4 protein-coding genes are annotated in these 6,645 nt (G+C 74.1%); 1 reads left to right on the top strand and 3 read right to left on the bottom strand.

The genetic code is table 11. The features are described from left to right. Positions 1-1,505: response regulator transcription factor (locus E1300_RS53560; RefSeq protein ID WP_131760669.1), on the top strand; the 1,505-nt coding region annotated here is incomplete at its 5' end. A 7-nt stretch (positions 1,506-1,512) separates the two neighbouring features. Here the strand turns inward: E1300_RS53560 and E1300_RS31090 are convergent. The 3 genes from E1300_RS31090 to E1300_RS31075 form a co-directional block, all read right to left on the bottom strand. Beyond that, positions 1,513-2,751: a cytochrome P450 family protein gene (locus tag E1300_RS31090; RefSeq protein ID WP_131760668.1), complete on the bottom strand. Its 1,239-nt coding sequence runs from the start codon at positions 2,749-2,751 to the stop codon at positions 1,513-1,515. 88 nt (positions 2,752-2,839) lie between these two features. After that, entirely contained in the window at positions 2,840-5,134 is a 2,295-nt protein-coding gene (locus E1300_RS31085; protein ID WP_165503069.1) for a hypothetical protein, read from the bottom strand. 237 nt (positions 5,135-5,371) lie between these two features. Continuing rightward, positions 5,372-6,547 carry a cytochrome P450 gene (locus E1300_RS31075; RefSeq protein WP_131760666.1) on the bottom strand — a complete coding sequence of 392 codons (1,176 nt, stop codon included), beginning with the start codon at positions 6,545-6,547 and terminating at the stop codon, positions 5,372-5,374. Positions 6,548-6,645: the final 98 nt, after the last annotated feature.

Raw genomic sequence — 6,645 nt, 5'->3', positions numbered from 1 at the left:
CGGAGCGGACGGCGCGGCTGCTCGGGCTGCGCGGCCGGCTGCGGAGCCGCCTCGACGGCGGAGGCCGCGACGACCTGGAGCGGGCCGTCGCGCTGGTGCCGCCCGGCACGTCCGACGCGCTGCGCAGCCGCCTGCTGTCCGCGCTGGCGTTCACCGAGTTCATGGCGGTCGGCCTCGACGAGGCGCGGCGGCACGCCACCGAGGCCCGGGACATCGCCGACCGGCTCGGCGACGGCGCCCTCCGCGCCCCCGCGCAGCTGGTGCTGGGGGCGCTGCACGGCACGTCCGGCGACGTGGAGCGGGCGGGCCGCGCCTTCGCCGAGGCCCGCCGCGACGCCGAAGCGGCGGGCGACGCGTACACGTTCCTCACCACCTTCCAGTGGGAGTCGAGCCTGTGGGCGGACGCCGGCCGGTACGCGAGGGCCGCCGACCTCGCCCGTACCGGACGGCTCGCCGCCGACCGGCTCGGCCAGGCCCGCTCCCGCGGCAGCACGCTCGCCACCGTCCACGCCGTCTGCCTGGACGCGCTGGGACGCTGGGACGAGGCCGAAGCCGTCATCGACGACGCCCTCGCCCTGGCACCGCCCCCGCTCTACACCGCCTACCTGCGCCTGGCCGCCGCGGACATCGCGCACCGGCGCGGCCGGTTCGACCGGGCCGGGACGCTGCTGCGCCAGGTCACCGAGTTCGCCGTGCACACCACCGGGGCGGCGGAGGCGCGGTCCTGGCTGGCCCTCACCCGCATCGCCCGCGCGCTCGACGAGGACGCCCCCGACACCGCCGACGTGATCGTCCGCGAGCACCTGGCGAGCGCGCCGGACACCTGGCCGCCGCGCGAGACGGCGCACTTCGCGGTGCTCGGCGCGCGGGCGCAGCGGGCCCGGCGGGCCGCCGCCCCGCGGAACCGGCGGATCGCGGCCGAGACCGCCGACCGGCTCGCGGACCTCGCGCGCGTGCTCGACTCGGTGCGCATCGCCACTCCGCTGATCGACGCCTTCCGCCTCACCTTCCGCGCGCTGGCGGAATCCGGCGAGCTGGCCCGCTGGGACGAGGCCGCCGCCGCCTGGGACGACCTGGAGAACCGCTACGAGACCGCCGTCGTGCTCGCGGAGGGCGCGGCGGCGGCCCTCGCGTCCAACAACCGTCCCGGCGCCCGGTCCCGGCTGGGCAGGGCCCGCGCCATCGCCGCCGAGCTGGGCGCGGCGCCCCTCCTGGCGCGGATCGACGACCTCGCGGCCCGCGGGCGCCTCACCGACACGTCCGGCGGCACGTCGGGCAACGCGTCCGGCAACGCCTTCGGGCTGACGCGCCGGGAGCTCGACGTGCTGCGCGTCCTGGCGCGCGGGCGCTCGAACCAGCAGATCGCCGCCGAGCTGTTCATCTCCGTCAACACCGTCGCCACCCACGTGACCAGGGTCCTCACCAAGCTCGGCGCCGGGTCCCGCACGCAGGCCGCCGCCAGGGCCCGCGAGTCCGGCCTCCTGGACGACCGGCCCGCGGGCTGAGACCGGGTCAGGCGAGGCGGACGGGCAGCGTCCGGTGGCCGTTGGAGATGAACGATTCGAGCGGCGGCAGCTCGTCCGGCTTCGCGGCGAGCGCCAGCCCGGGGAAGCGGTCGAACAGCGCGGGCAGCGCGACCGCCGCCTCCAGCCTGGCCAGCGGCGCGCCGAGGCAGTGGTGGACGCCGTAGCCGAACGCCATGTGCTCCTTGTCCGCGCGGGTGACGTCGAACACGTCGGCGTCGCCGCCGTGCAGGTGCGGGTCGCGTCCGGCCGCCGCGTAGCAGGCGAGGATCGCCTCGCCCTTGCGCAGCACGACGCCGTCCCCGGCCTCGATGTCCTCGACGGCGAAGCGCAGCGGCAGGTTGGCGATCGGGGGCTCGGCCCGCAGCGTCTCCTCGATCACGTCGTCCCAGGTCGCGCGCCCTTCCCGGACCAGGGCGAGCTGGTCGGGACGGGTGAGCATGGCGTGGACGGCGTTGTCGAGGAGGTTGACGGTCGTCTCGTGCCCCGCGCTCAGGAACAGGACGAGCGTGTCGACCAGCTCCTCCTCGGACAGCGGCGAGCCCCCGTCGCGGGCGGCGATGAGGGCCGAGGACAGGTCGTCGGCCGGGCGCGCCCGCTTCTCCTCGACGACCCCGCGGAGGATCCCCTGCATCCGCGGGAACGCCGCGGCGGCCTCCTCCGGCCCGGTGGTGGTGCGGAAGAACGCGTCCACGCACCGGCGGATCTCCTCGCGCGTCTCCCCGTCCTCGATCCCGAACAGCTCGCAGATCACCCTGATCGGCAGCGGGTAGGCGAAGCGGTCGCGCAGGTCCACCGTCCCGCCGGACGCGGCGGCGAGCTCGTCGAGCTCGTCGAGCAGCGCGGCGACGATCGCCTCGACCCGCGGGCGCAGCTCGGCGGTGCGGCGCGTGGTGAACGCGCTGGACGCGAGCCGCCGCAGCCGCCGGTGGTCGTCGCCGTACGCGGTCAGCATGTTCCGCACCGCCACCCAGGCGAAGATCGGCCAGCCCGGGCCGATCTCCCCCTCGATCAGCGGCGGCCAGTGCAGGTAGCCGTCCTTGGAGACGCGGTCGTCGGTCAGCAGCCGCCGCAGGAGCGCCGGATCGCTCACCGCCCACGCCTCCACGCCGCCGGGCAGCAGCACGCGCGTCGCGGGACCGCGCTCGCGGATCCGCGCGGCGTCCCCCTGCACGTCACGGCCCGTGGGGTCGATGACGAACGGACCATCGCCTTCGGTGATGCGCATCGGCCGCTCCAGAAGATCTTCGACGGTGCCGGACCAGTGCTCCGCCCATACGATCCGCCCCCCGCACCCCGCCCGCAAGACCCGTCTCCTACGCGCCGTCCCGACGATCGGGAAGCGCGGGCCGGGAGTTGTCCACGTGCGCGGAGAAGGCGCCCAGGAACCGGGGTCTCACGCTCGAATCCTCACGGGCGGCGTCGCGGGCCTTGCTCACCCGTTCCCACGCCAGGTACGGGCTCGTGGTGACGATCTCGCGGGCCTCGGCGAGCTCACGGAACGGCTCGCAGCGGGCGTAGTCGGCGACGTCCCGGCTCGGCTCCAGCTCCTTCCAGGCGTCCTCGGCCAGATTCCCGACGAACATCTCGTGGACGGTCAGCAGGTAGTACAGGCTGGTGGCGAAGCTGTCGCAGACGTAGGCGGCCGAGTCGAGGCGGCCGTGGGCGTCGACGAACCGCCTCCACTTCTCCGGGTCGTCGCCGTGCAGGTCGAAGACCATCTGAAGCCTCGCCGCCACATCGCACCGGCCCCGGGGGACGAGCCTGTCGTGGTCGTTGAGGAGGTCGAGGAGCGCGCTCCCGTCGGCCATGTCGAGCCGGGCGGCCTGGATGAAGGCGCGGCGGGCGAGGAGCTTGATCTCCTCCGCCACGACGCGGTCCGCGATCTCGTTCAGCCCCACGCCCGGACGCGGCGAGCCGTCGTCCGGGACCGTGACGGCGAAGATCTGCCGGGCGATCCGCACCAGGTCCTCGGGGTAGCCGCCCGACAGGCAGGAGCACAGCAGGACGAACGGGACGGGCAGCCCGACGACGCGGTCGGCGAGCACGTCGACGGCGCCCTGGAGCGGGAGGGCGTCGATCCACACCGTCTCGTCGAAGACGCCGCCGAGCGTCGGCGGCCGGACGGACCCACTTCGCGGATTGGCCAGCAGCGCCTCCGGGCGGACCGCGACGAGGTAGACGGTGTAGGGGGTGCCGAACACGGCCTTGATGCCGTCGAGGAAGGCATGCGCCTCGGCGGCGTCGTCGATGCGGTCGATCTCGTCGATGCCGATGACCAGGCGCACCGCCGCCTCCGACTCGGGACGCCCGCCGGCCAGCTGCCGCTGCCGCAGCGCCGCGACGGTCCGCTCGGCGAGGTCGCGGTAGTCGTCGATCAGCTCGGGGAGCGTCATGACCAGCTCGGACATCTCCCTCGACCGGGACGCGCCGGCGGTGGCGCCGGAGGCCGCGAACCCGAGCTGGCGGGCCGTGGTGACCTTCCGCTGGTAGTGCAGCCGTTCGAGCCGCTCGCGCGCGTCGGCGCCCAGCGCGATGGTCCCGCGCCGTTCGAGCCATGCCTGCCGGGTCCGCCACCCGGCGAGCAGCACGGACGCGACCCCGCAGGCCGCCGCGGCGAACCAGGCGTCGAAGCGCGCCGACGACCAGATCCACTCCGGCCAGGCGCCCCGCCAGGCCCGGTAGCCCGCGGTCACACCGGTGAGGAACAGCACCGCGGCGGCGGCCTGCCGCCACGGGAAGCGGCGCGGGATCGTCGGCACGAGGCGGTGGTCGGCGAGGATCGTCTCGCAGAGCCGGCTGGAGAGGTGGATGAGGAAGTCGCGCGCGTCGTACCGCACCGGAGCCTTGATCACGAACCGCAGCCCGGGCATGCCCTCCGCGCACCGGCCCCCGCTGTGCTGCGGGCCGCTGCTGCCGTACCGGGACTCGCAGAACCGCGCGATCGCCGTGGACTTCCCGGCTCCGCGCCGCCCGCTGATCCCGATCGCCCCGGCCGCGGTCCGCTCCGTCAGCCGCTCGATCTCCGCCAGGCTCGGGACGCCGGCCCCGGCCGCCGGCTCGGTCGCCGCCGTCAGCCCCCGCAGCACGGACGGGTCGAGCGTCACCCCCGGCCGCGCGGGATACGTCGGGAGCTCACGGGCGTACCGGGCGTCCTCCCGCTTCCCGTTGATCTCCCGCCGGACCTGCTGGATGACGTACTCGTGCACCGTCGTCCGCCACGGGGCGTGCGCGGCCACCCTGCCGAACAGGCGGTCGTTGAGCGGGGCCCGGAACGGCGGAGGCGCGAGGAGCACGACCACCGCGAGCCAGCCGTAGACGTTCTTCAGCCGCGAGATCCGTCCGCGGGCCAGCCACACGAGGAACCGGGGATGCCGTCCGGCGACATGGCGGACGATCCGCTTCACATTGCCCGGGTCGACGATCGTCCGCCTGACGTCCGCGAACTGCTCGCCCGACAGGACGCAGACCCCGCGTGCCGCGACCACCTCGGGGTCGTCGGCCACATGGCCCATGACCTCCTCGACCAGCGCGCAGGCCCGTTTCAGGGCACCCTTCCGCTCGTCGAGCACGACGTCCGGGTCGAGTACCACGCTCGCCGACGGCCTCATGGCGCGAGTGTAGGAGTCAGCCTCCGCCCACTCTGCGTCATCCGCGGCATTTCACCCGGCGTCCACGACTCGGAGCGACCGCGATGTCACCGCCGCGCCCTGGACGGCGACGGCGACGGAGCGATCTCCCGCGCGGAGTTCGCCGTGCACTGGTACGAGTTCTGGGCCGGGGACGACCCCGCCGCCCCGGGCGGCCGGATCTTCGGGCATGTCCCGGCCTGACCGCGGTCGCCCCCTTCACCGGCTGGCTCGGTCCCACTGGAGTGGGAGGGTGTCCAGGCCGAGGACGAGGCTGGCGTGTTCACGAGGCTGGGCGTCCTCGGGAATGCGGTAGTCGGGAATGCGCGCGTGCCATTCGCGCAAGGCGATGTGGATTTCCAGGCGGGCCAGATGGGCGCCCAGGCAGCGGTGCGGTCCGGCGCCGAAGGCGAGGTGCTGGTTGCTCGGGCGATCGAAGTCGACGATGCCGGGAGCGGGGAAAGCCCGGGGATCGCGCGTGGCCATGGCAAGGGGGAGCATGACCATGTCACCGGCCTTCATCGGGCAGCCGTGCAGGTCCAGATCGGTGGTCAGCTTCCGGCTCGGAAGGACCAGGGCGTACGCCCGCAGCAATTCCTCGGTGGCCGCCGGAATGACGCTGGGATCCGCAGTGATGCGCGCCCGGTCGTCGCCGTGCGCGGCCAGATGCCAGAAGCTGTAGGACAGCTGCGCGGAGACGGTGTCGAGGCCGGCCAGGAACATGAGGGTGCACAGTTGCAGCAGCTCGTCGTCGGTGACCGGACGGCCGTCGACGGCGAAGCGGGTCGCGGCGCTGACGAGGTCGTCGCCCGGCCGGGCGCGGCGTTCGGCGATGAGGCCGGTGAAGCAGGCGGTCACCTGGGCCATGGCCTCGGCCCGTCCCGCGCCTGAGGGCGGCGGGTGCAGGATGGCGTGCTCCCAGGCCAGGAACTCCTCCAGCCGTTCTTCCGGAAGTCCGAGGAGTGTCAGGAAGACGCTGGTGGGGAAGCGGCGGGCGAAGTCGGCGACGAAGTCGCACGACCCGCGCTCGCTGAGGCCGGCGATCAGGGCGGTGCAGCGGCGGGTGATCTGCTCCCGCAGCGCGGCCGCGGAGGCGGGGGTGAACAGGGGCCGCAGCAGCCGCCGCCACGCGGTGTGCAGCGGCGGGTCGAGCATCACCGGAATCCACCGGTAGGACGGATTGCGGTCGATCACCGCGATCGCGCGGCTGGAGAAGGTGGCCGGATCCTTCAGGGCCGCGAGGATATCGGCGTACCGGGTGAGCACCCAGAATCCATTCTTGGCCGGGCTGAAGAATGCCGGATGCGGTTCGCGGAGCCGGTCCAGTTCGGCGTGGGTCCGTCCAGCGGGACCGGGTGAGAGGAACGGGTCGAAAACCTGGTGTGGCGGCGTCATGGCATGGCCTTTCGGGCGTCCCCGTATCGAAGCGAGGATAGAGGCAGTGGAGGACGCCTCCTAGCCCCGGCCGAGCCATGCGGCTGTTCTTGGAGGCG

The sequence above is a fragment of the Actinomadura fibrosa genome (assembly GCF_900659615.1).
GTDB lineage: Bacteria > Actinomycetota > Actinomycetes > Streptosporangiales > Streptosporangiaceae > Spirillospora > Spirillospora fibrosa.
Note: the sequence above shows the minus strand (reverse complement) of the source record. Positions and strands in the feature narration are given on the sequence as shown.